Origin of the sequence: Bradyrhizobium hereditatis (genome assembly GCF_020329435.1) — a bacterium.
Lineage (GTDB): Bacteria > Pseudomonadota > Alphaproteobacteria > Rhizobiales > Xanthobacteraceae > Bradyrhizobium > Bradyrhizobium hereditatis.
The window spans coordinates 155,978-182,612 of the sequence record NZ_JAGKJK010000004.1; the positions used below are offsets into that span (position 1 = coordinate 155,978).

The 26,635-nt window shown below is 62.0% G+C and carries 16 protein-coding genes and 1 pseudogene; 7 read left to right on the plus strand and 10 right to left on the minus strand.

Features of this window, described 5'->3' with window-relative positions; all coding sequences use genetic code 11:
• Window positions 1-8: 8 nt before the first annotated feature.
• Both J6524_RS11085 and J6524_RS11090 read right to left on the minus strand, forming a co-directional pair.
• Window positions 9-962, minus strand: a complete 954-nt coding sequence (locus J6524_RS11085) for an ABC transporter permease (protein WP_225670405.1) — start codon at window positions 960-962, stop codon at window positions 9-11.
• Window positions 963-1,152: 190 nt separating this feature from the next.
• On the minus strand, window positions 1,153-2,808 hold the full coding sequence (locus tag J6524_RS11090; protein ID WP_225670406.1) for an ABC transporter substrate-binding protein: 1,656 nt from the start codon (window positions 2,806-2,808) through the stop codon (window positions 1,153-1,155).
• Between the two features lie 198 nt (window positions 2,809-3,006).
• Between J6524_RS11090 and J6524_RS11095 the strand changes: the two genes are divergently transcribed.
• Window positions 3,007-4,620 carry an ABC transporter substrate-binding protein gene (locus J6524_RS11095; RefSeq protein WP_225670408.1) on the plus strand — a complete coding sequence of 538 codons (1,614 nt, stop codon included), beginning with the start codon at window positions 3,007-3,009 and terminating at the stop codon, window positions 4,618-4,620.
• Between the two features lie 107 nt (window positions 4,621-4,727).
• Here J6524_RS11095 and J6524_RS11100 read toward each other — a convergent pair whose 3' ends face one another.
• The gene (locus J6524_RS11100) at window positions 4,728-6,953 is read right to left on the minus strand and encodes a CHASE2 domain-containing protein (protein ID WP_225670410.1); all 2,226 of its coding nucleotides are present in this window, start codon (window positions 6,951-6,953) and stop codon (window positions 4,728-4,730) included.
• Between the two features lie 89 nt (window positions 6,954-7,042).
• Window positions 7,043-12,211 carry a VCBS domain-containing protein gene (locus tag J6524_RS11105; protein ID WP_225670412.1) on the minus strand — a complete coding sequence of 1,723 codons (5,169 nt, stop codon included), beginning with the start codon at window positions 12,209-12,211 and terminating at the stop codon, window positions 7,043-7,045.
• 684 nt (window positions 12,212-12,895) lie between these two features.
• On the opposite strand from J6524_RS11105, the gene J6524_RS11110 reads away from it, so the two are divergent.
• The 4 genes from J6524_RS11110 (at window position 12,896) to J6524_RS11125 (ending at window position 16,907) form a co-directional block, all read left to right on the plus strand.
• The gene (locus tag J6524_RS11110; protein ID WP_225670414.1) at window positions 12,896-13,696 is read left to right on the plus strand and encodes a transglutaminase-like cysteine peptidase; all 801 of its coding nucleotides are present in this window, start codon (window positions 12,896-12,898) and stop codon (window positions 13,694-13,696) included.
• Between the two features lie 265 nt (window positions 13,697-13,961).
• Complete coding sequence (locus J6524_RS11115) at window positions 13,962-15,626, plus strand: methanol/ethanol family PQQ-dependent dehydrogenase (protein WP_225670416.1); 1,665 nt, start codon at window positions 13,962-13,964, stop codon at window positions 15,624-15,626.
• A gap of 13 nt (window positions 15,627-15,639) precedes the next feature.
• Window positions 15,640-15,990, plus strand: coding sequence for a c-type cytochrome (locus J6524_RS11120; protein WP_225670418.1), 351 nt, complete (start codon window positions 15,640-15,642; stop codon window positions 15,988-15,990).
• A complete protein-coding gene (locus tag J6524_RS11125) occupies window positions 15,987-16,907 on the plus strand; it encodes a substrate-binding periplasmic protein (RefSeq protein ID WP_225670420.1) in 921 nt (306 codons plus the stop codon). Before J6524_RS11120 ends, J6524_RS11125 begins: the two co-directional genes overlap by 4 nt.
• 243 nt (window positions 16,908-17,150) lie before the next feature.
• Here the strand turns inward: J6524_RS11125 and J6524_RS11130 are convergent, their stop codons facing one another.
• The 6 genes from J6524_RS11130 to J6524_RS11155 all read right to left on the minus strand — a co-directional run bounded on the left by J6524_RS11130 (window position 17,151) and on the right by J6524_RS11155 (window position 24,034).
• Window positions 17,151-18,350, minus strand: coding sequence for an ABC transporter substrate-binding protein (locus tag J6524_RS11130; RefSeq protein WP_225670422.1), 1,200 nt, complete (start codon window positions 18,348-18,350; stop codon window positions 17,151-17,153).
• Window positions 18,351-18,441: 91 nt separating this feature from the next.
• Window positions 18,442-20,280, minus strand: coding sequence for an AMP-dependent synthetase/ligase (locus tag J6524_RS11135; protein ID WP_225670424.1), 1,839 nt, complete (start codon window positions 20,278-20,280; stop codon window positions 18,442-18,444).
• Between the two features lie 182 nt (window positions 20,281-20,462).
• The gene (locus tag J6524_RS11140) at window positions 20,463-21,242 is read right to left on the minus strand and encodes an ABC transporter ATP-binding protein (RefSeq protein ID WP_225670426.1); all 780 of its coding nucleotides are present in this window, start codon (window positions 21,240-21,242) and stop codon (window positions 20,463-20,465) included.
• A 10-nt stretch (window positions 21,243-21,252) separates the two neighbouring features.
• Entirely contained in the window at window positions 21,253-22,011 is a 759-nt protein-coding gene (locus J6524_RS11145) for an ABC transporter ATP-binding protein (protein WP_225670428.1), read from the minus strand.
• Window positions 22,008-23,159 carry a branched-chain amino acid ABC transporter permease gene (locus J6524_RS11150; protein ID WP_225670430.1) on the minus strand — a complete coding sequence of 384 codons (1,152 nt, stop codon included), beginning with the start codon at window positions 23,157-23,159 and terminating at the stop codon, window positions 22,008-22,010. The genes J6524_RS11145 and J6524_RS11150 overlap by 4 nt, the downstream gene beginning before the upstream one ends.
• Window positions 23,159-24,034 (minus strand): branched-chain amino acid ABC transporter permease, encoded by an 876-nt coding sequence (locus tag J6524_RS11155; protein WP_225670432.1) that lies wholly within the window; start codon window positions 24,032-24,034, stop codon window positions 23,159-23,161. The genes J6524_RS11150 and J6524_RS11155 overlap by 1 nt, the downstream gene beginning before the upstream one ends.
• 286 nt (window positions 24,035-24,320) lie before the next feature.
• Here J6524_RS11155 and J6524_RS11160 point away from each other — a divergent pair, with 286 nt between their 5' ends.
• Both J6524_RS11160 and J6524_RS11165 read left to right on the plus strand, forming a co-directional pair.
• Window positions 24,321-25,076 carry an ABC transporter ATP-binding protein gene (locus J6524_RS11160; RefSeq protein ID WP_225670435.1) on the plus strand — a complete coding sequence of 252 codons (756 nt, stop codon included), beginning with the start codon at window positions 24,321-24,323 and terminating at the stop codon, window positions 25,074-25,076.
• Window positions 25,073-26,517: pseudogene (locus tag J6524_RS11165) on the plus strand (permease). Before J6524_RS11160 ends, J6524_RS11165 begins: the two are co-directional and overlap by 4 nt.
• Window positions 26,518-26,635 lie beyond the last annotated feature (118 nt).

Below are 26,635 nucleotides of genomic sequence, written 5' to 3' on the forward strand. Positions count from 1 at the left end.
GGCCATGATCAGCCCCGCTTGATGCGCGGATCGATCGCGGCCTGCGCGATATCGACCAGGAGATTGAGGGTGACGAAGAACAGCGCCAGCACCAAAATCGTGCCCTGCAACAACGGCAGGTCGCGCTGGAAGATCGCCGAATTGAGCAGGAGGCCGGAGCCGGGCCAGGAGAACACCGTCTCGATTAGGATCGAGCCGCCGAGCATGTAGCCGAGCTGCAGGCCCATCACTGCAAGCGCGGTTGGCGCCGCGTTCTTGACAACGTGTTTGAACACCTCCCATTCGCGCAGGCCCTTGGCGCGCAGCGCCTCGACAAAATCCTGCGAAAGGATGTCGCCGGTCAATGCGCGCACCGTGCGGGTGACGATGCCCATCGGAATCACCGACGTCGTGATCGCCGGCAGGATGAGATATTTCATGTGCTCCCAATCCCAGCCCCACGCGCCTGAGCCGCCGGGACCGGCGCCGACCGCGGGCAGCCAGTTGAGCTGCACCGAGAAGATGATGACCATCACCATGCCGAGCCAGTAGTGCGGCACCGAGACGCCGGCAATGGCGAAAGAGGTTGCGACCTTGTCGACCCAGGTGTCGCGGAAATAGCCGGCGATAAGGCCGAACAACAGCCCGAGCGTGAAGCCGATCAGCGCGGCGGCAACCGCGAGCGTGACCGTATTGCCGACCGCGCGCAAAACTTCCGTCAGCACCGGGCGGCCGGTCGCGATCGAGCTGCCGAGATCGCCATGGATGGCGCGCCACAGCCAGAGCCCGAACTGGACCGGCAGCGGCCGGTCGAAGCCATAAGCGGTGCGCATCTGCGCGGCGAGTTCCTGCGAGGCATCCGCCGGCAGCACCGCGACCAGGGGATCGCCGGGCGTGATGTGCACGAGCAGGAAACACACCAGCGCGACGCTGATCACGATCGGAATGACGTAGACGATACGTCTGAGGGTGTAGACGAGCACAGACTTACCTAACGAGATGCTGCACGATGAGGTGCGCAGGCTACAGTAAGGGACGTACGATAGGAGGGTTCCCTCCCCCCTTGCGGGGGAGGGTTAGGGAGAGGGGTGGCCGCACCGGCACTGCCCGTGTGAACCCCTTCCCCCACCCCCTCCCCGCAAGGGGGAGGGGAGCCCTACCAGTGTGCTCACCTCACGGCGCCATCGACACCGGCGAGAAGTCGACGAACCAGCTCTTCGGCTGCACGAAGCCCTTGACCTTCGGGCTCATCGCGCGCGGCGAGACGTCGTGGGCGACGTAGAGGAACGCCGCATCGTCCACCGAGGCGGCGTGCAGCTCGGCGAGCGCCGCGTCACGCGCCGCGGGGTCGAAGGTCTGGCGGGCCTTGGTGACGAGCTCATCGAACTTGGGATTGTTGATGTAACCCCAGTTGTTCGAGACCGGCGGCGCCATCGACGACTGCAGGAAGCGCACCAAGGCGAAGAACGGGTCCATCGCCGCATAGGTGACGTTGGTGGCGTTGGCGCCGTTGGCGCTCGGATCCTTGGCGCCGCGGCGCCAGTTGGTGAACAGCGTGTTCCACTCGATGACGTCGAGCTGGACGTCGAAGTAGCATTCGGCGAGCGCCTGCTGCAGATATTCGTTCATCGGCAAGGGCTGCATCTGGCCCGATCCGGACGCCGAGGTCTGGGTCTTCACCGTCAGCTTCTTATTCGGACCGTAGCCCGCCTCCTGCATCAGCTTCTGGGCGGCCTTCAAATCGTACTTGATCTCGAAGGTCGGCTTGCCGCGCCAGGGATGGCCGGGTTCGAAGGTGCCAGTGGCCGGCACCATCAGGCCGGCGAGCAGCCCATCCTTGAGGCCTTCGCGATCAATGCAGAGATTGGCAGCCTTGCGCACGCGGATGTCGTTCCAGGGCGAGCCTTCAATGCGCGAGAACTGCCACGGCCAGACATGCGGCGATTCATTCGCCTGCAGCTGGAAGCCGCGCGCCTTGATTTCCTTGACGGCATCCGGCGCCGGCGCTTCGACCCAATCGACCTGCCCGGAGAGCAGCGCCGCGGTGCGGGCATTGGCCTCCGGCATCGGCAGCAGCGCCATGCGGTCGATCTTGGGCACGCGGTTCTTGTCCCAATAACCTTCGTTCTTCACGAGTTCGAGCCGCTCGCGCGGCGTAAACTTCGACATCTTCCACGGGCCGGTGCCCGAGGCGTCCCTGGCGAACGCCGCCCAGGCAGCCTGCGACTTCGCCTTGGCGTCGGCGCCTTCGGCGGCATCATAGAGCTTCTGCCACTTCGCAGGGCTCGCCATGAACAGGTTGGTCAGGTTGATGGGCAGGAAGCTGTCCGGCTCCTTGGTGGTCAACTCCACCGTCATGTCGTCGATCTTGCGCGCGGAGGCGAGCGTCGGCATGCGCGAGGCGGTGACGCCGACCTGGCTGGCATCGAAATGCGGCGCATCCTGCTTCAGCACCTTCTCGACGTTCCAGACCACGGCGTCGGCATTGAAGTCGCTGCCGTCATGGAATTTGACGCCGGGACGCAGCTTGAACACCCATTTCTTCTTGTCGGCGTCGTCGACCTTCCATTCGGTCGCGAGGCCGGGGATCATGACGCTCGCCTTGTCGCGGGACGACAGGTCCCACATGGTCAGGCCGTCATACATGGTGAGGCCGGTGAAACGATTGCCCTCGAAGCCCTGATCGGGCTGGCCGAGCGTGCGCGGAATATCGGCGGCGGTCATGCCGATCCGCAGCACCGTTTCGGCGCTTGCGAGTTGCGGCAGTCCGACCACCAGCGCCGTCGCCAGCAGCCACGCGGCCGTCTTCTTCGAATTGTCGTTACGCATATGCAGCAATCCCTTCTCGACTTTGGGTGACTAATTCTTATGCAAAGGTATGCAACGCCTGTGCCAAGGATGGCGCGCCGCCAAGGGCCATTAGCCGCACAACACCCTGTGAAGGCGCATGCAAGCGTAATTCCATGCTCCCTCTGGCATCAAGCTTGCATTTTTTGGCTCCGACCCCCGCCCAATGGAGCTTAAATCATGCGCATCCGAATTTCGATGCTTCTTGCTGCCACAGCATTCGCCCTCGGATTTTCTCTTGGCCTGCCTACAATTTCAGCGCAAGCGGAGACCGTTGTGCGCTACGGCATATCGATGGCGGACATTCCGCTGACCACCGGCCAGCCCGACCGCGGCGCCGGCGCTTATCAGTTTTCGGCCTATACGATCTACGATCCCTTGATCGCCTGGGAAATGGACGTCTCCGACCGGCCCGGCAAACTGGTGCCGGGGCTTGCGACCGAATGGAAGGTCGACGAGCAGGACAAGAAGAAATGGCGCTTCACCCTGCGCAAGGGCGTCAAGTTTCACGACGGAAGCGAGTTCAACGCCGACGCCGTAATCTGGAATCTCGACAAGGTGCTCAACGAGAAGGCACCGCAGTTCGACAAGCGGCAGAGCGCGCAGGTCAGGACACGCCTGCCTTCGGTGGCGAGCTACGCCAAGATCGACGACAACACGATCGAGATTACGACCAAGGCGATCGACTCTTTCTTCCCCTACCAGATGCTCTGGTTCCTGGTCTCCAGCCCCGCACAATATGAAAAGCTCGGCAAGGATTGGGACAAGTTCGCGAGCCAGCCCTCCGGCACCGGGCCATTCAAGCTCACAAAGCTGGTGCCGCGCGAGCTCGCCGAGCTGACGAAGAACGGCGATTACTGGGACAAGAAGCGACTTCCGAAGGCCGACAAGATCGTGCTGATCCCAATGCCGGAGGCATTGACGCGCACCAATGCGCTGTTGGCGGGGCAGGTCGATCTGATCGAGACGCCGGCGCCGGATGCGGTGCCGCAGCTCAAATCCGCCGGCATGAAGATCGTCGACAACGTCACGCCGCATGTCTGGAATTATCACCTAAGCGTGCTGCCCGGCTCGCCCTGGACTGACATCCGCCTGCGCAAGGCGCTTAATCTTGCGATCGATCGCGAGGCGGTGGTCGGGCTGATGAACGGGCTCGCCAAACCCGCCAAGGGTCAGGTCGACCCGTCGAGCCCGTGGTTCGGCAAGCCGTCCTTCGAACTGAAATATGATGTCGCGGCGGCAAAGAAGCTTGTCGAGGAGGCCGGCTATTCGAAGGAGAAGCCGCTGAAGACGACCTTCATCATCGCGCAAGGCGGCACCGGACAGATGCTGTCGCTGCCGATGAACGAATTCCTGCAGCAGAGTTTCAAGGAGATCGGCATCGAGATCGACTTCAAGGTGGTCGAACTCGAGACGCTCTATACGCATTGGCGCAAGGGTGCAGCCGATGAAATGAACGCCGGCATCACCTCCAACAACATCGCCTATGTCACGTCAGATCCGCTCTATGCGATCGTGCGTTTCTTCCACTCCGGCCAGATCGCCCCTGTTGGCGTCAACTGGGGCGGCTACAGAAGTGCGAAGGTCGATGCGCTGATCGACGAGGCCAAGCAGACTTTTGATGTCGCCAAGCAGGACGAGCTCTTGGCGCAGGCGCATGCGCTGATCGTCGACGACGCCACACTGGTCTGGGTGGTGCACGACACCAACCCGCATGCGCTGTCGCCGAAGGTGAAGAAGTTCGTGCAGGCGCAGCACTGGTTCCAGGACTTGACGCAGATTGGGCTGGAGTAGGCCCGCTGTCATTGCCGGGCTTGACCCGGCAATCCATCTCCCTTCGCAAAATTCCTCTGAAGAGCGATGGATGCGCGGGTCAAGCCCGGCAATGACGCGTTGCCGCGTCACTTCGTCAGCAGCGCAAACGCGCCGTTCCAATCCTCCGGCGGCGGATTTTTGAGATAATTGCGGATGCGCGCTTCGTACAATCCGTAGAGCAGCTCCAGCGCGTTCGCTTCGTCGGTCTTGCGGCCGCGCTCGATCGCGGCCAGTGCGCCGCTCCAATCGCGGCTGCGGTAGCAGGCGAGCATCTCGATCGTCAGATTGCGCAGGCGCTGGAAGCGTCCGGACTGCGCGACGTCATTGCGGCCGGCGATAGCGTAGATTACCTCCGGCTCCTTCTTGCCCTTCACCATGATGAAGTCGAGCTCGAGGATGGCGAACCTGTCCTTGACCGCGAGGGCGGTCTTCGAGCCGACAATGATGGGGAAGCCGTATTCCTTGGATTGCCCTTCCAGGCGCGAGGCCAGGTTGACGCTGTCGCCGAACACCGAATAGTCGAACTTGACGTCCGAGCCCATATTGCCGACCACGCAGGTGCCGGTGTTGAGGCCGACGCCGATGTTGAGCGGAATGAACGGACGCCCCGCCTCCTTCGCTTCCTGCTCGCGCTCCCGGTTGAGTTCATCGACGCGCTCCAGCATGTCGATCGCCGCCTCGCAGGCGTTGACCTCGTGGTCCTTGTCATCGAGCGGCGCGTTCCAGAACGCCATGATGGCGTCGCCCATGTACTTGTCGATATATCCCCTGCGGTTGAGGATCGCGTGGGTGAGCGGCGTCAGGAAACGATTCATCAGCGACGTCAGGCCCTGCGGATCGTCCTTGTAGGTCTCCGAGATCGAGGTGAAGCCGCGCATGTCCGAGAACATGATCGTCATCTCGCGCTCCTCGCCGCCGAGCACCAGCCGCTCCGGCTGCTGCGCCAGCTGCTCCACCAGGACAGGCGACATGTACTGGGCGAATTGCGAGCGGATCTGCCGCCGCTGCTGTTGCTCGCGCACGAAGCTTGCGAAGATCAGCGTGAGATAGATCGAGGTGGTCGACATCAGCGGATAGGTGAAGTCGATCAGCAGCCGCTGCTGTGTGTAGAAATAGACGGACGTTCCGACCAGCACGCTTGCAAACGCGCTCCCAACGACGACGAGCGAGACCGGACCGAACAGCGGCGCGAACGCAATCACCAGCAGCCCGAACAGCATCGCCGCGGCGAATTCGAGCACGATGCCGTAGATCGGCTGCGAGATCACCGCGCCGGTCAGCGCGCTCTCGAGCACCTGGGCATGGATCTCCACGCCCGGCATGGCGCGCGCGACCGGCGTCGTCTTGATGTCGTTGAGGCCGACCGCCGAGGTACCGATCACGACCAGCTTGCCCGATATCATGTCGGGCGCGACGTTCTTCTCCAGGACGTTGACCGCCGGAACGTAGATCGAGGCATCGTTGCGGGCGTAATGGACCCAGAGCTGGCCGTTAAGGTCGACCGGAATCTGGACGCTCCCGATGCCCAGACTCTTGATCCCGCCCTTCTCTGCCTTGATCAGGATGGTGCCGGAACCGGTGGCGACGCGGAGCATCTCGAAGGTCAGCGACGGCATGGTCTGGCCCTGCGCCAGCATGATCATCGGCACCCGCCGCACGATGCCATCGCGCTCGGGCTTGATCGTGAACAGGCCGCGCCCGGCGGCGGCGTGTTCCAGCACCGGCACGTTGCGCAGGAGGCCGGGGAATTCGAACATGAAGCGCTGCGGCTCTTCGCCGAGCATCGCAAGGCCGGTCACCGGCAGCGTCTTGTCGAGGGCCGCGATCTCCTCCGGCAGGCCGGACTCGCCGAGCACGACGCGCGACTTGCGAATCGCATCGGCCAAGATCTGGTCGTTGCTCGGCAGCGTGCGCAGCTTGGCGCGGGTTTCCTCATCGAGCTGCGGGAAGGTCTCGGCCGCCACGGCCGGGTTGAGCCGGTCGGGTTCCGAAAACACCGCGTCGAAGGCGATCACGACGGCGCCGAGCCTCGTCAGTTCGGTGACGAGATCGGCGATCCGCGTGCGCGGCCACGGCCACTGCCCGAGCTTTTCCAGGCTCTTGTCATCGATGTCCACGATGGTGACCGGACGCACGGTCTTCTTGCGCGGGTCAATGCGCTGGAAGGCGTCAAACGTCCTGACACGGATTTCCTCCACCGGCGCCGGATCGGCGACGCGCAGCGCAGCGAACCCGATCAGGAGCACAAGGCAGAGCAGCCGGGCATAGCCGATGCGCCGCTTGAACCACCTTGGTAGGGGTCGGAGCTTCATGGCGTGGATTGTTGGCTAACTGAGAGCGCCAGACAAGCCAGAAGATGGCATCGATATCCTGAATTGGCACGGACGGCGAAGGGCCATTCTCAGTGATACGGCGACACGATGAAGTCGCTCGCATGCAAGGTAGTCGCGTGGAGCCCCTTTAAGGTGATGGTGTCGCCAGTCTCAAGCATGATCAGCTTGTCGTCCCCACTCGTCGTCACATGGTCTGGATTTGCAAGCCATGCGGTGATGTTTTCGGCGTTCACGAAGTGGGCGAACGCACGGAGATCGATATGGTCCTCACCCTGCGTGAAGTCGGTGATGACATCGGCGCTCGGGTCGTATTGGGATTCTGGCGCAAACACGAACTGGTCGGCTTTGGCGTTGCCGGTCAGCGTATCATTGCCTTCCGTTGCGAAGATAACGTCTTTTTCGCACGTCCCATCGAGCGTAGCGCCACCCCAACCGGATTGCTGGAACACGAAATTCAAGATGCCGCTTTGGCCATTTGCGTCCGTTGCAGTCACCGTGACGATGTCGTTTACCTTGGTATCGCCGTTGTAATCCGTCGGCGTGTAAATGATGCCGTTGGCAAACTGGGCATTGACTTCCGAAACGTTGCCCACATCTACCGGTGAAAGCGTGCCATGCAAAGCGCTTGCCGTGATCGTCACATCGGACGCCTGGTCGTCATCAGACAAGTTGATGTCAAAGAGGGTGGTGATAACTGCGGCGTCTCCGCTCTCCTCAACCCAGATGCTTTCGGCGCTCAACACGGGAGCCTGATTGACGCCCGTTACGGTGACCTTGAGATGGCCGTTCGTCCCCAGCGCGCCGTCGGAGGCTGTGTAGGTGAATTCATCGTGCGCAGTTAGGCCTTGACCGAGCGCGGCCACCGCGGCGGCCTGCTCGGTCGTTACTCCGAGCGTGTAAGTGTAGTTGCCGGTCGCCTGATCAATGACAACCCGGCCATACGTGCCATCAACCGTAAAGTAGCCGGACGCCGCGACGCCGTTGACGACGTTAGACACGGAAAGCGTGTCGTGTTCAGCGTCGGTGTCGTTGGCGAGCAGGTGACCCGAGATACTTCCCGTACGGCCCGCAATTGATGCGACATCGTCGGTCGTGACCGGCGCGTCGTTGACCGGCGTGATGTCGATGGTCGCGGTGGCGGTTGCGGTCTGGCTGCCGCCCGATCCGCTGTTGCCACCGTCGCTGACGGATAGCGTCAGCGCGGTCGATGCGCTAGGAGTGTCCGAATTCGCGGTGAAGCTGATCGTACCGGAATTTTCCCCGGCGAGCAGCGCTTCGATGTCGTCGAGCAGTCCGGTGATCGTCACAGAGGACGTGCCGTTGCCGGTGATCGAAACGGCGTTTCCACCCAGATCGACGTCCAGGATGCCTTCGCCGACGGAGAGGGTCACCGTTTCGGTGCCGCCATTGCCATCGATATCAGCGACATGCAAGCCGGTGCCGCTGATGACCAGCGGAGTTTGTTCAGTCGTAGCGTAGTGCGCCGCAGGCGCGGCCGCAGTCGGCGCGTCGTTGACCGCCATCACCGTCAGCGTTGCAGTATCCGACGTCAGGGAGAAGCCGGTAGAGCCGCCCGATGCCGAGACGTCCGCCATGGTGCCATGGATGCCCGTCGTTTGATCCCACGCCACATACGTGAACGTGTCCGTACCGCCGTGTTCACCGTCGGGAACGAACCTGACCATGTCGGTCGCCGCCAGCAGCAAGGCTGAGCCGACCGACACCGCCGGGAAGGCGACGAACGTGCTGCCGTCGGTGGAATATTCCCAGTGGCCATGCGCGCGGGTCGTAGCGGTGATTGCGATGCCTTGCAGCGCGCCGTGATCGACGTCGGCAATGCTGGCTCCAAGGAACGAGGCGACGGTCTGGCCGGCATTCACGGTCTCGTCCTCGGTAAGCGTGGTCAGCGTGGGAGCCGCCGCGGTCAGGACCGGCGCGTCGTTGCTACCGATGATGGTGATCGTGAAAGTCTCTGACGTGATCCCGCCATCGCCATCGTTGATCGCGACCGTATAGGTCAGCGTCAGGACCTCGCTCTTAGCGAGATAGTCGAACGCGGTCGAGGCCGCGGAGAAGGACAGGTTGACCGAGCCGTCGGAGGAACCGGCAGGCTTGCTTACCGCGCCAGGGGCCACCAGGGCGATCAGCGCCGTCTCGTCAAGCGCAAGGCCGGCAGTGACGCCGGACGCCACCGCTCCGGTGATGGTTGCGGTGTGGCCGACATCTGACAGGTCGAGGTCGGTGAAGGTGACCGGAATTGTCGTCGTCAGCGCTGCGGTATCGCTCGGCTCGGTCAGGCCCTGCTGTGCGATGGCGACAATTTCAGGCGCGTCGTTGCTGCCATTGATCGTAATGACGACATCCTGCGAGATGAGACCGCCATGATGGTCGTCGATCTCTACCATATAGGTCAGCGTGACCGTCTCGCCGTCAGCAAGATAGTCGAAATAGCTGTCCGGCGCCGAGAACGACCAGTTCTGCACGCCCTGCACGCCGTCGGTGGCGTCGCTTAGCGGATCCAGCGACAGCCAGCTGAGTTGGACCGAGCCATTGGCAAGCCCCGCCGTCACGCCGGAAGCGCTGACGCCAGCGATGTTGACCTCATGCGTATCGGTCAGGTCGGCATCGATGAACGTGATCGCGCCGCTCGCCGTGTCCGGCGCGGGCGAACCGTGGGTATTGGCCTTTTCCGCAATGATCGCGACTTGCGGATCGCTGGTGATGTCGACCGTATCATTGCTGCCGGTGACCGTAACGGTGATCGGCTTGGTCACCACGCCACCGTGTCCGTCATTGACCGTTGCAGTGTAGGTCAGAGTCAGGATCTCGGCGTCGGCAAGGAAATCGAACGCGCCGTCGGCTGCACTATAGCTCCAGCTCGCCGATCCGTTGTTGGTATTGCCGGCAACCTGCACCACCGTCAGCGGCTCATCGACAGCGGCGATCGCCGCGAGTTGCTTGGCCGTGAGCTGTGAAGTGATGTCGACGCTGGATGCGTTGAGGTAGCTGAACGAGCTAAAAGCGGCGCTCGCCACCGGCCGGTCCGTCAGGTCAACGTCGGTGAAGCTAATGGTGCCGGACGCGACATGGAGCGTGTTGGAGCCGGTCGGATTCGGCTGGTTGACGTTGGAAAGCTCGGCAAAAGCGTAGCTGGTGGTGGTGATGGTCGGCACATCGTTCGTGCCGACCACAACGACGTCCGCGCCCTTGATCGTGACGGTGATCGGCGTGGAGACGACGCCGCCATGGCCGTCGTCGACCTGGGCGACATAGTTGAGGGTCAGCGTCTCGCCTTCGGCGATGAAGTCGAACTTGCTGTCCTCGATGCTGTAGGTCCAGGTCGCCGAGCCGGTGTTGGTGTTGCCGGACGCCTGCGCCACGCTCAGCGGTACTTCGACGGCCAGGATCGCTGCCAACTGCTCCGGCGTCAGCGTCGCGGTGATGTCATTGCCCTCGGCGTCGTAGTAGCGGAACGGATCGGTCGTGGAGATCGCTGCGCTGACAATGGGACGGTCGGTCAGATCGACATCGGCGAAGGTGATGGTGCCGCTCACGGTATCGATCGCCGTATTGCCGGTACCGATCCGCTCCGTGATCGCGCCGCCGGTTGCCGAGAGCGTTGGCTTGTCGTTGGTGCCGGTGACGACGATCGTAAACGGCACGAACGCCGTTTCGTTGTTCGGCGCATAATTGTTATCGACTCGCGCCATGTAGGTCAGCTGCAGCGTCTCGCCGGCGGCGAGGAAGTCGAACGCGCCATCGGGGACGTTGTAGGTCCAGGTCGCCGTGCCGAAGTTCTTGCCGTTCGGGTCCTGCGCCACGACCAGCGGCACCTCGACGGCCTTGATCGCCGCCTCTTGCTGCGTCGTCAGCGTAGCGGTGACGTCGGCGCCCTGCGCGTCCTGATAGGTAAAGGAAGAAAACTGCGCACTGACGCTCGGGGTGTCGCCAACATTGATGTCGAGATAGTTGACCACGCCGGAGATGCTGTTGATCGCAGAGCTCGCGGTCACATCGACGCGTTCGGTCGTGGCGCCGCCGAACGCGGCCGCCAGCGGCGGGCCCGGAATATGCTGGAGCCTTTCGACCGGCGCCGGATCCGGAGCAACCGCAACTCTCTCCGGGATGTTGACGAACTGCAGCGTGACCGGGATGAACTCGTTGCTGGCCAGCTTGAGGAACACCGTTTCCGGGACGATCGAGTCGGTGAAATTGGTCGTGAGCTTGGTGTTCGGGTTGTTCAGGTCACTGAACTTCAGCGAAAACACGTCGCTGATGATCTTCTGCGCGTCGGGCGACAGTTGCACCGAGGACTGGAAGCTGACTGCGCCCTGCCCGTTGATGATCGTCTGCGTGCCGGCCCGGTTCACGGTCGCGATCGGCGTCAGCGTGGTCTTGTCGAACAGGATGTAGGAGCCGGTGGTGCCGTCGGGCTCGACCAGCACCTGGAATTTCGCCGGCGGCGCGATACCCGAGCCGGGCACCTCGAAGTCGATCTCGACCAGCACCGCGGTGCCGCGGATACCCATGGTCGCGACCGGGGTGTCGACCTTCATGTCGCCTTTCTTGGCGGTGGCCCCGGCGACGAAGGAGATCGTGCCCTGCACCAGGCTGAGCAGCGACTTGTTGTCCGACCCGTTGGGGTCGTAGACCATTTCGTTGAGCACCATCCTGGCGTTCGAGGCGAGGCCGAACACGGTTCCATCGATGAAAGTGATGCCGAGCGTCGAATCCGAACCGGACTGGACGACGTCGCCTTTATGAACGGTATCGCCCTGGTTCAGGATGATCGCCACGCCGTTGCGGATCGCGGTTGCGTTCCCGCTCAGCTTGGTGACATGCCCGATGATGGCGGGCGCGACGCTGGCGCTGCCGTCAGCCTGCGCGAGCTGGGTGTGGCCGGCGAGCGCGTTGACGATGTCGCCGGTGAGATGGGCGCCATCAGGCGAGGCCAGCGCAGCGCGTTTCTCGCCCTTGAAGTAATCGCGCAGCACGACTTCGCGGTCGGGGCTGGTGAGGATCAGGTCGACGCCGGTCCGCTTGAACTCGCCATGGAACAGCAGATGGGCATCAGAAATGACGATGGCGTCGGAAGGCGCCTGTGTCGAAACCTTGTCGACGTGGAACTTGCTGGGGGACGAAAGATGACCGTGCGGTGACAGCAGCGGCCCGAGATCCGCATCCACGCCGGAAATTGGGTCGAGGCCACCCGATCCGAATTTGCCGGCATAGTTCAATGATGCACCAGAGCTAAATGGTTAATAAGTATGAAATTTCCCTGCAAAGTTTTCATACCATGCAGGTAAGGAACACAAAAGCACATGCGGCGCGATACCCCCAATATGGGGTAAGTCGGCAACAGACCCAAAAGGTCCGGATAAAATTGTCGGGCGACAGTTTGGCAAGGAAAAGGCGGCGTTTGCCGCGGGCCGCTTAAAAAATAGGCACAGCCTTCCCAAGACATAAAGATAAGCAGTCTTAATACCTTACCTTTGCCGCCGCGCTGCGGTTGCCCCGTGCTAAGGAATGCGACATCCGCCCAAGGCTGACCAGTTCGCCGGATTCATGGGAAGCCGTCACCCCTTCAAGCATCCGGAACGGTTGCAATCGCGCACCGAGCGATTCGGCGAGCAAGGTTAATTCGGATGACCTGTGACCCTTTCGCAACCGTAAACTTTCGCGCCGTATGCCGCAGCCTGCCCCCGGATAGCCGAGCGGCCTTGATGAGCGTCGAATCGAGCCGATCGATAAAGTCCTCTGCAAAGCGGCAAGGCGGCGTTCACGTCGTTTCGCAAACTCCCGACCGGCTCCCCCTCGTTTTAAACGGATCAAAAGCGCCGTTGCCCATCCTGACCATTCTGAAATGATCCGGTCACGAGCAGGCAGAGCAAGCCCGCCGATGCCCGGACAAGGGGTGTCAGATGGGGTTCTCAGTCTATGCGCACGCATGGCGTGCGGGCATCGTCGCGTGCGGTCTGGCCTGGTTGGGGTCAGCCGAACTGCGCGCGGAGACGCCTGAGCCATCCGCGCCAATCGAACTGATCCAGCCATCGACTGAGCCGTTCGGGCTTGTCACCTCATCCCTCACCAGCGGCGGACTGCACGACAAGTGGCTTGGCGTGCAGCGCCGGCTCGACGATGAGATGGTCCAGCTTGCGCTCTGCGAAGGCGACCGTGAGGGCTGCGTGCTACCGGCGGCGCTCAAGTTCCTCGATATCGTCGAGAATGCGAGACTCCGCGACGGCCGCGCCCGCCTTGGCGAAATCAACCGCGCGATAAATCTTTCCATCAAGGCTACGAGCGACCTCGCCCAACACCGTCAGATCGACGTCTGGAGCTCTCCGCTCGCCACGCTCGAGCGGGGCGGCGGCGATTGCGAAGACTATGCGATTGCTAAATTCGTGGCGTTGCGTCGCGCCGGCATCGCGCCCGACGACCTCAGGATCGTGATCATGCACGATATAATACGAGGCGAAGACCATGCTGTTGCTGCCGCGCGGCTGGAAGGGCGTTGGTTGATGCTCGACAATCGCCGTATGGCTATGGTTTGGGATGCCAACGTCAGAAACTATCGGCCGACATTCGTGATCGGTCAGCACGGCGTGATGCGATACGCTGATTCTCCCCTGCTCGCCGGCGCATTGGATTTTAAGCCTGCGGCTTCGCTCGCCACGAGTTCTCTAACCGCCTCAGCGGACCTGTCGTTCGACTCCGCCGACTGACAATTGACGGCACGCAAATGTTGCGCGACGACGGTCGACAACGATCTGCATTCCTTGCCTGATCTTCCTTCTCTGAAGCCAATGGTGCGGTGCAGCCGCAACGCCCGCCGCGTTCCGAAAGCGTGGAGAGACAAGCTTCTTGCTCCCTCTTTGAGAGCTCGCGCGTCGTCTTCGACTTTCGTATTGACGCTTTTTCCCGTTTCAGGGATGGTTGTCCCACAGCGCCAGAAAATAGGCGCGCATAAAGTTCATTGGGAGGGACCGCATGAAGAGCATTGCGTTTGCCGCAAGCCTAGTCATTCTTGCGCCGCTCGGCGCTAGCGCTCAGACGACCGAGCAATTGGTCAAGGGAGCGACCGATACAGCCAACGTTCTCAACTACGGTATGGGCTATAATCTGCAGCGGTTCAGTTCGCTCACGCAGATCAACAAGGACAACATAAAGAACCTGGTGCCGGTGTGGAACTACAGCTTCGCCGATGATCGAAGCGCGCAGTCGCAGCCGCTGGTATACCAAGGCGTCATCTACGTCACCAGCCACAACGCCACGATGGCGGTGGACGCGAAGACCGGCAAGCAGATCTGGAAAACCAAGGTCGAGTATCCGGCCGAGACGCCGCGCATCGTGTGTTGCGGCATCATCAACCGCGGTGGCGCGATCTACAACGGCAAGCTTTTCCGCACCACGCTCGACGCCCATGTCATCGCGCTTGACATGAAGACCGGCAAGGAGCTGTGGCGTCAGAAGGCGGCCGACTTCAAGGAAGGCTATTCGATGACCGTGGCGCCGCTCGTCGCGGACGGCGTCGTCATCACCGGCGTTTCCGGCGCGGAGTTCGGCACGCGCGGGTTCATCGATGGTTACGATCCGGAGACGGGCAAGCGCCTGTGGCGGACCCACACCATACCTAGTCCCGATGAGCCCGGCGGCGACACCTGGAAAGGCGACACCTGGAAACTCGGTGGCGGCTCGACCTGGATCACCGGCTCCTATGACCCCGAGCTGAACACGGTGTATTGGGGCGTCGGTAACCCCGGACCGTTCAATGCGGCGGTCCGTCCCGGCGACAATCTGTACACCTGCGCGGTGCTGGCGCTCGAGCCGAAGACCGGCAAGATCAAATGGCACTATCAGTTCTCGCCGAACAATCCGTTCGACTATGACGCGGTGGCCGAAATGGTGCTTGCCGACATGACCATCGAAGGCAAGCCCACCAAGGCTCTGATGAATGCCAATCGCAACGGCTTCTTCTATGTCCTTGACCGGACGAACGGGAAACTGCTCGCGGCCAATCCCTATGTGAAGGTGAACTGGGCCAGCGGCATCGACATGAAGACCGGCCGTCCGATCGAAACCGACATCACCAAGGATGCCCGTGAAGGCAAGAAGGTCACGGTTCAGCCGTCGATCCTCGGCGGCAAGAACTGGGAGCCGATGTCATACAATCCGCAGACCGGCCTCGCCTACGCCAATACGCTCAATATCGGCGGCAACTACAAGGCCGAGCCGGCGGTGTACAAACAGGGCGAATGGTATCTCGGCATGGACCTGACCGATATCTGGGCGTGGCCCGATGGACCGCGCGGCCACCTCAAGGCCATCGATCCCATGACCGGAAAATCAAAATGGGAAGTGCCGAGCGACATTCCGCGTTTCTCGGGCGTGCTGTCGACAGCGGGTGGCGTCGTGTTCTCTGGCCAGTTGACCGGCGAGTTTGACGCTTTTGACGCCAATGACGGCAAGAAGCTGTGGAGCTTCCAGACCGGCTCGGGCATCGAGGGACAACCGGTGACCTGGCAGCAAGACGGCGTCCAGTACATCGCCGTCACCAGCGGCTATGGCGGCGTCTACTCGATCTTCTCCGGCGATGAACGGCTTGCGAAAGTGCCGACAGGCGGTTCGCTGTGGGTGTTCGCGTTAAAGAACTGATTTCGGGACGCGAATGATTGACAAAGTGTCGAAGTGGACGGCGGCGTCTCTTGCCGCCGTCGCGGTGGTAGCCATCACGTGGATGACGATGCCGGCCACCGCGCAACAACAAGCTGCCATCGATCAGGCGCTGATCGGTCCCGGCAGGACTACTTATGCGCAGAAATGCGGGCACTGCCATGGTCCCAACATGGTCACTGCGGGCACGGTCGCACCCGACTTGCGTGCATTCCCGGACGATAACGAGCGTTTCACCACGACGGTGAAGCAGGGCAAGAACAACATGCCGCCGTGGAAGGACATTCTGAGTGATCAGGAGATCACGGAGATCTGGGCCTTTGTATCGAGCCGGAGGAATCGATGAAGAGGCGGCTCGCAGCCGCTGCTGCGCTGCTTGCGCTGGCGTCGACTGCGCGCGCGGCTGAAGACCCGCTGAAGGTCTGTCTCGACGAGAATCTGCCTCCCCTATCACTGCATCAGCGTGGAAAGCCCGACAGCGGGTTTGATGTCGCGCTCGCACAGGCTGTCGCCGCGCGGCTCGGTCGTCCGCTCAAGATCCAGTGGTTTGAAAGCAAGCTCGATGAAACCTCGAGCCCGGCGCTCGAAGCCAATGCCCTGCTCTCCGATGGCCGCTGTGCGCTGGTCGGCAGCTATGCCTTCACCAAGGACGCGCTCGTGGTGCCCGGCGTCAAGGCGGCAAAGCTGCCGGACTTCGAGGGCGCCACCCGTGACGATCGCCGCCGTCGCGTGCCGGTCGGCGTGCTGGCACCGAGCCAGCCTTATGTCTACTCGGCACTGACCGTCGTGCTCGGCGAGAAGGCGCGCGGCCGCAAGATCTCCGGCGTCGGCGACCTCGCCGGTCTACGGATCGTGATCGAAAGCGGCACGCTGGGGGATGCCATCCTGATGACGTTCGACAAAGGACGGCTGATCGACGATATCACGCATCTGGTTCCGGGGCGGGACGACCTGCTCGGAGCACTCAATCGCGGCGACTTTGACGCGACGCTGCTCGACCTTCGCCGTTTCGATGCCCACCGCGCCACCCATCCGGACACCAAGCTCACAGCATCCGGTTACTATTATCCGATCGGTGTTAACCGCGGCTATGTCGGCCTTGCCAGCGATCCGGCTCTCATCGCCGCCGTCAACAAGGCGCTCTCCGATCTACAGGCGGCAGGCACCATCGCCGACCTCGCCAAGGCAGCCGGCCTCACCTATCTGCCGCCGGTGGAGCCGGCTATTCTCGGCGATCAGTTGCAGAAGGTACTGCAGCAATAACGGTGGACTCACGATGCCGCTTGCTCTGTCATTGCGAGCCACCGGGTCGCGCGAATGCGCGCCCGATGACAGGCTCCGCGAAGCAATCCATAGCGCCACGAGCGGAGAGATGGATTGTTTCGTCGCTTCGCGCCTCGCCATGACGGCGTTTGCTCTCCGAGCTAAAGGCACAAAGAAAAAAGGCTGCGCGATCGTCTCGCGCAGCCCTGTCGTTGAGGCCCTGATGGCAGAGGCGATACCTCCTCAGAACATCAGGCCTTCCTTGACCAGCACCCAGCGGCCGTTCTTGATCTGCTGAACCTGGGTGATGGTGTTGGCGAGATGGTCGGTCTTGGAGAACTTGGTCGGCGGCGAGTTGAAGATGTCGCGGAACTGCTCGCCTGATTCTAGCGAGGCCAACATCTTCTGGCCGGTCAGGTCCTTGCCTGCCTTGTCGGCGTAGAACGCAAAGGTCATCATGGCGTTGTAGCCGATGATCGCCTGCGTGTTCGCATCCGAGCCGAACATCTTCTTGTAGTTGGTCAGCCAGTCCTTGACCTTGCCCTTCGCCGTGTCTTCGTAGGGAATTTCGAAGCCGGACGCGGCATAGAGACCTTCAACGGCATCCTTACCGAGCGCCGGCACTTCCAGCACGTTGGTGGGGGTAGCGCCGAGGAAGGTGACGTCCCAGCCGAGCTTCTTGGCTTCGCTCATCGCACCGATGGTCTCGCGGATGACCGTGCCGAGCACGACCATGTCGCAGCCGTCGGCTTTCATCTTGGCGACCTGTGCGCTGAAGTCGGAAGCACCGCGCTTGTAGCTCGTGACCGAGGCCGGTTCTACCTTCATCGCCTTGACCTGCTGCGTGAAGCCGTCAAGCACGTTCTTACCGTACTCGTCGTCCTGATACAGGATGCAGGGCTTCTTGAAGCCCTTGGCCTCCATCATGTATTTGACGGCGGCGCGCGTGCTCTCGACGTAAGGCAAGAGGTTGCTGAACTTCAGCCGCTCCTGCGGCTTGGCGGGGTCGAACTTGAAGGTGAATTCGGCCGCCGTCAGCGGAAAGAGCTGCAGCACGCCTGCATCAAAGAGGATGTCCTGCGATGCGAGCACAGTGGGCGAGCCCATCGGGCCGACCATGGCGAAGACCTTGTCGCGCTCCACCATCTTCTGCGACGCCAGCACGGCGCGCTTCGGATCGTAGCCGCTGTCCTCAATGATCAACTTGATCTTGCGGCCATGGATGCCGCCGGCAGCGTTGATCTCCTCCACCGCCATCTTCATGCCGTTGGAAACCGGAACACCCCAGACCTTGATCGGGCCGGACAAGTCCTGATGGGTGCCGATGACGATCTCGCTCGCCGAGATGCCTTGATCGGTAACCTTGGTCTGGGCTGCGGCCGGCAATTGGGTCAGCGCAAGGGCGCTCACCGCAAGGCCCAGCACCTTGAACGATTTCGACATTGCAGTCTCCTCTTCCTTGGCCCGTGTTGCGCGAAGGGCGGGGCCTTCTCAATCCTTCGCCGTTTTCAAGTAACTTGGTGCCAAATGGCACCTACGCTACCGCCTTCTCGCGATACATCGCCTCGATTTCGGCCGCATAGCGCTTGTTCACGAAGCTGCGCTTCAGCTTCATGGTCGGCGTCAGCTCCTCGTCCTCCGGCGTGAGCTGACGTTCGATCAGGTAGAACTTCTTGATGGTTTCGACGCGCGCGAAGTTGGCGTTGACCGCCTCGATCTCGCGCTGGATCAGATCCTGGATTTCCTGTGCGCGGCACAGGCTCGCATAGTTGGTGAACGGAATGTCGTGGTCTTGCGCATATTTCTCGACATTCTCCTGGTCGATCATGACCAGGCAGGTCAGATACGGCCGCTTGTCGCCGATCACCACGGCGTCGGAGACGTAAGGCGAGAACTTTAGTTGGTTCTCGATCTCCGACGGCGTGATGTTCTTGCCGCCCGACGTGATGATGATGTCCTTCATCCGGTCGGTGATCCGGACGAAGCCTTCATTGTCGATCGAGCCGACATCGCCGGTGTGCAGCCATCCCTTGGCGTCGATGGTCTCGGCGGTCTTTTCCGGTTGGTTCAGGTAGCCCATGAACAAGAAATCGCCGCGGATCAGGATCTCGCCCTGCGGTGAGATCGCGACCTCGCCCCAGGGTGCGGCCTTGCCGACCGAACCGAGCTTGATGCGATCGGGCGGCATGATGGTCGCGACGCCGCAATTCTCGGTCTGGCCGTAGACCTCGCGCATGTCGAGGCCGAGCGCGAGATACCAGCGGATCAGATCGGGGGCGATCGGCGCTGCACCGGTGAATGCGAGCCGGCAGCGGTCGAGCCCGAGCATGCGGCGGATGTTGCGGAACACCAGCCAGTAGGCGAAACGGTTGGCGATCCGCAGCGACAGCGGCGGCGTATCACCCTGCAGCTTGTAATCGGTCATGCGGTTGCCGATGGCGAGCGCGTTGCGGTACATCCAGTTCTGGAATGTGGTCGCGTCCTTCAACGCGATCGTGATTCCCGAATAGAATTTTTCCCAGATCCTGGGTACAGCAAGGAAAGCTGTCGGCTGCACTTCGCGCAGATTGTCCGGCACGGTTTCCGGGCTTTCGGCGAAATTCATCACCGATCCCAGCGCGAGCGAGACGTAGTAGCCGCCGACCCGCTCGGCGACGTGGCAGAGCGGCAGGAACACCAGCCGCTCCTCGGAATCGGTCGACGGGAACAGATCGTTGGCGTGGCGCATCTGGTGCGTCACGCTGCGGTTGGAATGCATGGCGCCCTTAGGCGGACCCGTGGTGCCCGATGTGTAGACGAGGATGGCGAGATCGCCGGCCGAGCGGCTTCCGATCATCTCATCCCACAGCGCCTCGTTGCCCTGCGCGTGGTTGCGGCCGAGCGCCATGAACTCGGCGAGCGACAACACCATCGGATCGCTGAAGCCATGAAGGCCTTCCATGTCGAACACGACGATCTTCTGCAGCGTCGGACAGCGCGAACGACAGGTCAGGATCTTGTCGAGCTGCTCTTCGTCTTCGGCGAAGATCACCTTGGTCGAGGAGTCGTTGATCAGATATTCGGCCTGCGACGAAGAGTCGGTCGGATAGATTCCGGAAGAAACACCGCCGGCGCAGAGAATGCCCATGTCGGCATAAACCCATTCCGGCACCGCGTTGGCGATGATCGAGGCGATGTCGCCGGGCCGGAAGCCGCAGGCATGCAGGCCGAAGGCGATATCCCTGGAGATCTGCAGCCATTCGCGCCAGCTGGTCGCCTGCCAGATGCCGAACTTCTTTTCGCGGATTGCCGGGCGGTCACCGCGGGTCTCCACGGACTTCAGAAAACTTCTCGCGATCGTGTCGGCGACTGTCAGCACTGCCGGTCTGGCCATGCGCTCCCTTCCTCCCTCTGTCGCCTGCCTCAGCTACCAGTCTCGAGAGCCGGTCTTTTTCTCAAGGCAGGGCTTGAATTTAGCTCGAATTCGTTCGTAACGCCAAGGCCTTACATGCGTCATCTTTTGGATTTGAGCATGATCTTGCCGGAAAACCGGTACCCACTTTTCCGGATCATGCTCTAGCGCCAGGTTTTCTTCTTTTTCCAGCGCCGCTCGCCGCGGGCCCCCTCTTCCTTGGCGCCGAGATAGAATTCCTGGATGTCCTTTGAATTCATCAGCCGCTCGCAGGTGTCGTTCATCACGACGCGGCCGATTTCCAGCACATAACCATAGTGCGCCGTCTCCAGCGCCACTTTAGCGTTCTGCTCGACCAGGAGGATGGACATGCCCTGCTCCTCGTTAACGCGTTTGATGATGGTAAAGATTTCCTTCACCAGGATCGGCGAAAGGCCGAGCGACGGCTCATCCAAAAGTAGTAGGGTCGGCCGGTTCATCAGCGCCCGCCCGATCGCCAGCATTTGCTGCTCGCCGCCGGAAAGCTGTCCGGCCGGCTGATTGATGCGCTCTTTCAGCCGCGGAAAATAGCCGTAGACGCGCTCGAGATCCTTGGCGATGCCGTCGCGATCGCTGCGCGGATAGGCGCCCATCATCAGGTTTTCCCGCACCGACAGGAACGGGAATACCTCGCGTCCCTCGGGTACGTGGCTGAGACCCAGCCGCACGATCTTGTCGGCCTCCATGCGCTGGATCGGCTTGCCCAAGAATTCGATCGAGCCCTTCTGGGGATCGAGAATGCCGGAGATGGTCTTGAGCACCGTGGTCTTGCCGGCGCCGTTGGCGCCGAGCAGCGTGACGATACGGCCACGCGGCACCTCGAGGCTGATGCCGCGGATAGCCATGATCGGCCCGTAATAGCTTTCGATATTGCTGAGCTTGAGGATGATATCGGAAGTGCTCATGGCATCATCCTCATGCGCCCAGATAGGCGGCGACGACGTCGGGATGGCGCTGCACCTCCGACGGCGAGCCCATCGCGAGCACGCGACCGTAGTTCAGCGCGATCACGCGGTCGGAGACGCGATTGACCAGCGTCATGTCGTGCTCGACCATCAGGACGGTGATGCCGAGCTCGCTCTTCATGTCGCGGATCCAGAACGACATGTCCTCGGTCTCTTCGACGTTGAGCCCGGACGACGGCTCGTCCAAGAGGATCAGCTTGGGCTCCGAGCACAGTGCGCGCGCCAATTCGATCACCTTGCGAACGCCGTAGGGCAGTCCCGAGATCAGCTTGTCGCGATAGGCCTCGAGATCGAGGAATTCGATCACCTGCTCGACGCGGCGGCGATGGACCTTTTCTCCGGCGCGGACGCTCGGCAGGAACAAGAGTTCCTGCCAGAGCTGCGTCGTCGAGTGCCTGTGACGGCCGACCAGGAGATTGCTCAACATGGTCGCGTTCTCGAACAGTTCGATGTTCTGGAAGGTTCGCGCAATACCAAGGCCGGCAATGTCGTAGGCCGGCTGCTCGGTGATGTCCTGATCCTCGAAAAATATCTTGCCCGAGGTCGGCGGATAGATCCGCGAGATCAGGTTGAAGATCGAACTCTTGCCGGCGCCGTTCGGACCGATGATCGAGAGAATCTCGCCCTTCTCCACCGCGAAGCTGACGGAATCGACCGCTTTCAGGCCGCCGAAATGCAAAGACAGGTTTTCCGCACGGAAATAGCTCATCGGTTCCGCTCCGATTTCACGTAGATCTTCTGACGCTTGAACGTGGCGCGCTTGTAGAGCGGGAAGAGCTGGAAGAAGAGCTTTATCTTCAGCCAGCGCCCGTACAGACCGAGCGGCTCGAACAGCACGAACAGCACGATGATCACGCCGTAGATCGCGCCCTTCAGGCCGTTCGCGGATGCAATGGCGGCGACGTTGCTGTGAACTTTGCCGGCCGTAACGCTGTCGGCGCCGAACGCCGCGGCAATGCCGGCGATGATGCCGGGCAGGTCGTCCTTCAGATAGGTGAGGAACGGATCGATCATCACCAGGAAGATCGCGCCCAGCACCGCGCCGTGCAGGCTGAAGGTGCCGCCGATCAGGATCACGATGATGAACTCGATCGAGAGCTGCAGCGTGAACATTTCCGGGCTGATGAAGGAAAGCTTGTGCGCGAACAGCACACCGGCAAGGCCGGTGATCGCTGCGCTGATCGCGAACGACTTCACCTTGTAGAGCGAGACGTTGACGCCCATGCTGCGCGCCGCCGTCTCGCTGTCGCGGATCGCGACAAAGGCGCGGCCGGTCGGCGAGCGCAGCAGGTTGAGCGTGCCGACGATGGTGAGGACGAGGACGGCGAGGCACAGATAGTAGAATGTCGGGCCGTCGCGCGGCACGGCGACGCCAAACAGGCTCAGCGTCTTGACGCGCATGCCCTCATTGCCGTGGGTCACGCTTTCCCAGCGCGCCAGCACTTCCTCGACGATGAAAGCAAAGGAGATCGTGGCGATGACGAGGTAGATGCCCGTTAGCCGTAGCGCCGGAAAGCCGACCAGCGCACCGACCACGCCAGTAAGCAGGCCGCCGGCCAGGAAGTAGACCGGAAAGGGTACGTCATATTGCTGCAGATAGGCCGCCGTGTAGGCGCCGATCGCCAGAAACGCGGCGTGGCCGAGCGAGGCCTGCCCGGTGAAGCCGGTGAGGATCATCAGGCCTACGCCCACCGTCGCGTAAATGCAGACGAACACCAGCTGGCTGACCAGATAGCTCGACAGCACGAACGGCGCGATAAGAAGAAACGCGATCAGGATGCCGTAGGAGAAGACGTAGCCACTATGCGGAAACAGCCTGATGTCGTCTTCGTAATCCGTTTTGAAGAGAAACCGCATTAGACCTTCTTCCGCATATGAATACCGAACAGGCCTTCGGGCTTGAGCAACAGCACCACCAGAAGGACGATGTAGGGCGCGACATCCTTCCAGCCCTGCGGCAGGTAGAAGCCGGCCATGCTCTCGATCACGCCGATCAGCACGCCGCCGACCACGGCGCCGGGGATGGAGCCGAAACCGCCAAGGACCGCGGCAGGAAACGCCTTCAATCCCAGCACGAGACCGACATTGGAATGAATGAAGGTGATCGGCGCCAGCAGCACGCCGGCTGCGGTCGCGACCGCCGCAGCGATCGCCCACACGATCGAGACCACGCGCTTGACCGGAATGCCCATGTAGTAGGCAGCGAGCATGTTCTCCGAAGTGGCGCGCATCGCGGTGCCGAGCGTGGTGCGGTTGAAGAACAGGTATAGCAGCGCACAAAGAATGATGGTGGCTGCGATCACCGAGAGCTTGTCGTATGCCAGCACCAACGAGCCGATCCGCAATACGCCCTCGCTGAACGGCGTCTCGATCTTGAAATCGTCGGTGCCCCAGATCATTCCGACCACGGACCGCAGGAAGTATCCGAGCCCGATCGTCGCCATGATGATGGAAAACTGCGGATAGCCGAGGATCGGACGCACCACCACACGTTCAGCCAGCATGCCGAACAGCGCCATCGCCGCGACCGCGCCGGCGAATCCAAGCCAGTAATTAAGACCGAGCATGCCGATGAAAGTGAAGGCGAAGAATCCGCCCAGCATCATCAAATCGCCTTGGGCGAAATTGACGACCTCGGTTGCCTTGTAAATGAGCACAAAACCGAGCGCGATCAGGCCATAGACGCAGCCGAGCGCGATGCCACTCACCAGCTGCTGAACGAAGTCCAGCATCATTTCCCTCCCCGATGCCAGGCGATTCTGTCGACCGCCTTTTCCGCATCTTGTGTCTACACGCTGCGTGGCATTCCACGAAGCAGCCGCACATGTCCCGCTGCATTGAGCCTAAAGGCTCGATCCCTGTCAACAAAGCGCTGCGTGCGACGCCGTTAACAATTGCGGAGAAATGCCGCAGCCCCGGGAAGTTGCGGGGTTCGCTGTGATTTGGCGTGCAAGATTCACCGCGCCGAAAGTTCTTCGGTTCATGGTCCGCAATGAACAACTGGATCGTCCCGAAATCATGAAAGCGGATGTATCGGCGCTCGAGGTGCGAGGGTTAACGAAGCGTTTTGACCGCCCGGCGGTGGACGCGCTCGACCTCACCGTCCGCACCGGCGAGTTCTATGCCCTGCTCGGCCCCAACGGCGCTGGCAAGACCACGACCTTGCGCATGGTCGCCGGTCTGCTCAAGCCCGACGCCGGCTCGGTCTCTATCCTGGGCATCGATGCGCTCGCCCACCCCGTCGCCGCCAAGCAGATCATGGCCTGGGTTTCCGACGAGCCGATGATCTACGACAAGCTGACGCCGCTGGAATATCTCGAATTCGTCGCCGGGCTGTGGGGTATCGATCCCGCAATTTCCTCTGCTTCCGCACACAAGCTTTTGCTGTCGCTCGGGCTGGAGCCGCATCTGCATGAACGCTGCGAGAGATTTTCCAAGGGCATGCGCCAGAAAGTGGCTTTGGCGGGCGCGCTGGTTCACGATCCTCGCCTGATCATTCTGGACGAGCCGCTCACCGGGCTGGATGCGCTGTCGGCACGTCACGTCAAGGGGCTGCTCCAGGAGCGTGTCCGTTCCGGCTGCACCGTGATCATGACGACGCATATTCTCGAAGTCGCCGAACGCATGGCCGACCGGATCGGCGTCATCGCGGCGGGCCGGCTGGTGGCCGAGGGCACGCTCACCGAGCTGCGCCAGCAGAACGGCCGCGGCGACAGCAGCCTCGAAGACATGTTCATCGCGCTCGTCGACACCAACGCGGCAGCAGCCGCATGAGCTCGGCCGCGGCACTCTCCTGGTTTGCCCGCCACGAAATTCGCCTCGCCTGGCGCGAATGGCTGGCAATGATGACCGGCAGCCGCGGCAAGCGAAAGCGTGCAATCATCGCACTCATCGCGTTCGCCGCCATCATGCACTTGCCGGCTTACGCGGTGATCGGCCGCTTCGCCGATCTGCAGTTTCCGCTCGGTAAGCCTGAATTGATCGTGATCACGGCGACGATCTTTCTCGCCTGGGCATTGATGTTATCGCAGGCCATCGAATCGGTGACGCGGGTATTTTACGCCCGCGCCGATCTCGATCTCATCATGTCCTCGCCCGCGAACCTCGCCAATGTATTCTCGGTGCGTATCGCGGCGATTGCGCTCGCGGTCACCGGAATGGCGCTGCTACTGTCGACGCCCTTTGTCGATGTGCTGGTGATCGGCGGCGGCGTGCGGTGGCTCTCTGCGTTCGGCCTCGTTGTCGCCATCGGCCTTTCGGCCGCCGCCGTTGCGATTGCAATCACGGTGCTGCTGTTCAGGCTGATCGGCCCGAGCCACACTCGTCTTGTCGCACAAATCGTGGCGGCCGTCATCGGCGCCGGCTTCGTGATCGCGCTTCAAGTGGCCGCAGTCCGCTATGGTGGCCGGCGCGCGCGGCAGTCGGCGACGGCACGGTGCTGTCATGGCTATTGGCCGGCGGGCTGCTGCTGCTCGGCATCGTGATGGCGACCTTCTCGCCGAGATTTGCCGACACCGTCGTCAGCGTCGCCGCAACGACCCGGACCGTCCGCCGCGGACCGCGCGCGACCGCGTTTCGCGGCGGCTCGCGGCAACAGGCGCTGCGCGCCAAGGAATTCCTGCTGCTGCGGCGCGACCCGTGGCTGTTGTCGCAAAGCCTGATGCAGCTCCTGTATCTGGTGCCGCCGGCCCTGATGCTGTGGCGGAGCTTTTCCGAAAGCTCCACGGCGATCGTGCTGATCACGCCCGTCATCGTGATGGCGGCAGGCCAACTCGCCGGCGGCCTCGCCTGGCTGACGATTTCAGGCGAAGACGCCGCCGACCTCGTCGCGACCGCGCCACTGCCTCCGTCACGCGTGATCCGCGCCAAGATCGAGGTAGTGCTGATATCGATCGGCACCATCTTCGCGCCACTGATCGCAGCACTTGCGTTCGCGTCCCTGACGCAGGCGATCGTTACCGCGCTCGGCGTTCTCGTCGCGACCGTCTCCGCCACCGCGATACAGCTCTGGTTTCGCGTGCAAGCCAAGCGCAGCCAATTCCGCCGGCGTCAGACTTCCTCGCGGCTGGCAACCTTCGCGGAAGCCTTCTGCTCAATCGGTTGGGCCGCGACGGCAGCGTTAGCCGTCACGATTCCGATCGCCGCAATAATCAGCGGCGCGTTGACTGCGGCGATCCTCGCTGCGACGTGGAAGATCAGCCCGCGGCATACATGACAATAAAATGACAGTTGAATGACAACGGCGCATTCCTCATCGACTTTTGTTTCGAACCGCAAGCCTATCTTGCCAGACCTCTAGTGCGGCACCATGTTGCCGGCAAGGAACCTCAGAG